The 4233-nt window shown below is 40.0% G+C and carries 2 protein-coding genes; one reads left to right on the top strand and one right to left on the bottom strand.

The window, feature by feature from the left end:
• The coding region (gene gatB, locus AB1414_16530) for an Asp-tRNA(Asn)/Glu-tRNA(Gln) amidotransferase subunit GatB (GenBank protein ID MEW6609025.1) at positions 1–1344 on the top strand (1344 nt) is incomplete at its 5' end.
• A gap of 225 nt (positions 1345–1569) precedes the next feature.
• Here the strand turns inward: gatB and uvrB are convergent.
• Entirely contained in the window at positions 1570–3546 is a 1977-nt protein-coding gene (gene uvrB / locus AB1414_16525) for an excinuclease ABC subunit UvrB (GenBank protein MEW6609024.1), read from the bottom strand.
• Positions 3547–4233: the final 687 nt, after the last annotated feature.

Raw genomic sequence — 4233 nt, 5'->3', positions numbered from 1 at the left:
TTTGGTGCACCGCCTAATTCGCAAACCTGCCCGGTGTGTCTGGGTTTTCCCGGGGTATTACCCGTTTTAAATAAACAAGCGGTCGAATATGCGATTAAATCTGCATTAGCGTTAAATTGCCACATCGTCCAAACCTGTAAGTTCCATCGCAAAAATTACTTTTATCCTGACCTGCCCAAGGCATATCAAATATCTCAATATGATGAACCTTTAGCCAGAAATGGATATTTAGAAATTACTACAACTAAAATAGGAATTACCAGAATACATTTAGAAGAAGATGCCGGTAAGCTTATTCATACCGAAGAAGAAAGTAGTCTTGTAGATTTTAATCGTTGTGGCACACCATTAATTGAGATAGTCAGTGAACCTGAGATAAAAACCCCACAGCAGGCTTATGAGTATTTGACAAACCTGAAAAGTGTTTTAGAGTATCTTGAGGTTTCTGATTGTAATATGGAAGAAGGCTCTCTGCGATGTGATGCCAATGTCTCTATCAGACCTATTGGTGAGGTTAAACTCGGGACTAAAACCGAGATAAAAAATCTAAACTCCTTTAAAGCCGTAGAAAAGGCAATGAGTTATGAGATAGAAAGGCAAATTAAACTTATCACTCAGGGTGGAAATATTATTCAACAAACAAGGCTATGGGATGAAAAGAAGCAAGTTACCACACCAATGCGTTCTAAAGAAGAAGCCCATGACTACCGATATTTCCCGGAGCCTGATTTAGTTCCGTTAGAAGTATCATCCCAATGGATAGATGAGATAAAAGCAACTATTCCTGAATTGCCTCAGGCAAAAAAGAAAAGGTTCATTGAAGAATATGGATTGCCAGTTTATGATAGTGAGGTATTGACTGCAACAAAGCAATTAGCCGAGTTCTTTAAAAATACCACCAAACTTTACCCCAAACCCAAAATAGTAAGTAATTGGATAATGACCGAGGTCTTAGGATTTTTAGGCGAGTCAAATTTAACCATTACTCAAACCAGGCTTACTCCAACTCATCTGGCAAAGATGTTGGAGCTAATTGATAATGGCACGATAAGTGGAAAGATAGGTAAAGAGGTATTGGCTGAAATATTTAAAACTGGCAAATTACCGGATGAAATAATTCGGGAAAAAGAATTAGTCCAAATCAGTGATAGCGATGAAATGGCAAAGGTGATTGAGCAGGTAATAACTGCTAATCCAAAGGCAGTTGAAGAATACAAATCAGGTAAAAAGGAAGTATTAGGTTTCTTAGTTGGGCAGGTGATGAAACTCACCCGCGGCAAGGCTAATCCTAAGATTACCAATGAACTTTTGCAAAAAGTATTGAGAGAGACTGTCATAGGCTAGTGAAATGGGGGATTCTTCTGAAAATAGTTTTTTCACGCAAAGGACGCAAAGGTAATTTTTCCCCTTATTTCCCTTTGCGTTCTTTGCGTGCTTGGCGTGAAACTTCTCCTGAAAATATCCGCAGATTTCGCAGATTACACAGATTTATTCCCCCTTAACAAAGGGAGTTAGGGGTCTGTTTTTTTCTGCGTCTCTGCGTCTCTGCGGTGAACGGTTACGCTACTTCTAAGATGTGTATAACTGATTTTTCAATTCATATATCTCATCTCGCAAGACTGCGGCTTTTTCATATTCTAAATTGTCCGCCGCCTCATACATCTGCCTCTCTAATTCCTTAACAATTGATGAAATATCGCCTTTTATTTTATATTTTACTCTTGCATCTTTCAGGGATTTAGGTTCTTTGGGTGTGGTTACAAGAGATTCAGCAATCGCCTTTTGAATAGTTTGAGGAGTAATACCATAAGTTTGGTTATATTCCATTTGAATCTTTCTTCTTCGATTGGTTTCATCAATTGCCCTTTTCATTGAGCCGGTAATCGTATTTCCATACATAATCACCTGACCATTGATATGTCTTGCGGTGCGACCAAATACCTGAATCAAAGACCGCTCGGAGCGCAGGTATCCCTCCTTATCTGCATCTAAAACCGCAACCAGTGATACCTCAGGCAAATCTAATCCTTCTCGTAAAAGATTTATCCCTACCAAAACATCAAATTCGCCCAGCCGCAAATCCCGTAAAATCTCAACCCGGTCTAATGTCTGGATTTCAGAATGCAGGTATCTAACCTTAATATCCATTTTAGAAAGGTATTCCGCCAGGTCTTCTGCCATTCGCTTGGTCAGGGTTGTAACTAAAATCCGCTCTTTATTTGCTACCCGAGCCCTAATCTCACGGATTAAATTATCTATTTGACCTTCAACCTTTCGGACATCGAGTTTTGGGTCAACTAACCCCGTTGGTCTAATGATTAATTCTACGATTTGACTACTTACTTTTAGTTCATAATCTCCAGGTGTAGCCGAAACGAATATTGTTTGTGGCATCAGCCTTTCAAATTCAGCAAGTTTTAAAGGTCGATTATCATAAGCCGATGGGAGACGGAAACCATAATCTACAAGACTTTGCTTTCTTGACCTATCCCCTTCATACATACCTTTCAATTGGGGCAAAGTAACATGGGACTCATCAATAATGAGAAGAAAATCTTTTGGGAAATAATCAATCAGTGTCCATGGTCGCTCTCCTGGTCGTCTGCCATCAAAATGCCTTGAATAATTCTCTATGCCGTGGCATGTCCCTATCTCCCGCATAATCTCCATATCATATTTAGTCCGAGATTCTAATCGCTGAGCTTCTAATAATTTATTTTGCCCTCTCAGATGAGTTACCCTTTCATCCAATTCCATTTCAATTGAAAGTAATGCTCGTTCCAAACGGCTTTGTGTCGTTACAAAATGCTTTGCCGGATAAACAAGAAGCCGATTTGAAACTGATGTTATTTTACCGGTCAAAGGATTAATCTCACAGATTTTTTCGACCTCATCGCCAAATAACTCAATTCGGTAAGCAATATCTTCATAATAGGATGGGAAAACTTCAATGGTATCCCCTCTAACCCTGAATTTCCCTCTTGAAAAGTCTATATCATTTCGCTCGTAGTGAATCTCAACTAATCGTTTAAGAATTTCATTTCTTGGGAAGTTCTCCCCTGTTTCGAGGAAAAGATAGGCATCTTTATATTCTTGTGGTGAGCCAATATTATAAATACAGGAGACCGAGGCAACGATGATGACATCCTGTCTGGTAATTAGTGAACAGGTAGCCGCCAGCCGTAATCTATCTAATTCTTCATTAATCGAGGAGTCCTTCTCAATATAGGTATCGGTAGCCGGAAGGTAAGCCTCAGGCTGGTAGTAGTCATAGTAACTCACGAAATATTCCACGCTATTGTGTGGGAAAAAACATTTTAACTCATAATAGAGTTGAGCGGCTAAGGTTTTATTATGCGAGATGACTAAAGTTGGCTTATTAATCTGGGCAATGACATTAGCCACAGTAAATGTTTTTCCTGAGCCGGTCACTCCCAAAAGTGTCTGGTATCTAAAGTCTTTGCTAATTCCTGCGGTTAATTGAACAATTGCCTTTGGCTGGTCACCACAGGGTTTAAATGGAGCAATTAATTCAAATCTTGACATTTCATTTTTGTAACTATTCAGCCACAGATGGACACGGATGAAACACGGAAAATTCGTGAATCGTGTCCGGTATCCGTGTCCGTAGTCAGGCTGAAGGGTTCTTCTGAAAATCGGGACTCGGGACTCGGGGTTCGGGACTTGGGAAGGCTGGCAGCCGCACGACCCATGCTCTGCATGGGTGCCCCGAGCCTGATTTCACCTGAACCATCAAACCATCAAACCTATTTTCATCCTCATTTGTGAACCAACGGTTCATGAGCGTTTCTCCTTCTAAGTTTTATTTTCTATCCTTCTTGATTCTCTGCCAGTGTAGGAAATTTCCACCCCCCTTAATCCCCCGCCAGCGGGGGACAACCTGCCTCTGACCTCTGTCTTCTGTCCTCTGCCTTCTGCCCTCTGCCTTCTGTTATTTATCCGTGTTAATCTGTGTCTAAATAATTACTGAATAGTTACCATATTTTTTCTTCGTGGTCTTCGTGCCCTTCGTGGTTTATCTTAATTACACAGGTCGAAATTTTCCTTTTGATTTTGTAACTATTCAGCATACCAAGCAAGTAGGTAGTAGGAAGTAGGAAAGGGGGAAAATACTTCATACTATTTTACTCTTAATTGATTTGATTAAAGCTATAAGTATCCTACTCACTTCTTCAGATATATCCCAAATGGATTGAAAATCTGGCAGATAAT

This window comes from bacterium (genome assembly GCA_040755795.1).
Classification (GTDB): domain Bacteria; phylum UBA9089; class CG2-30-40-21; order CG2-30-40-21; family SBAY01; genus JBFLXS01.
Note: the sequence above shows the minus strand (reverse complement) of the source record. Positions and strands in the feature narration are given on the sequence as shown.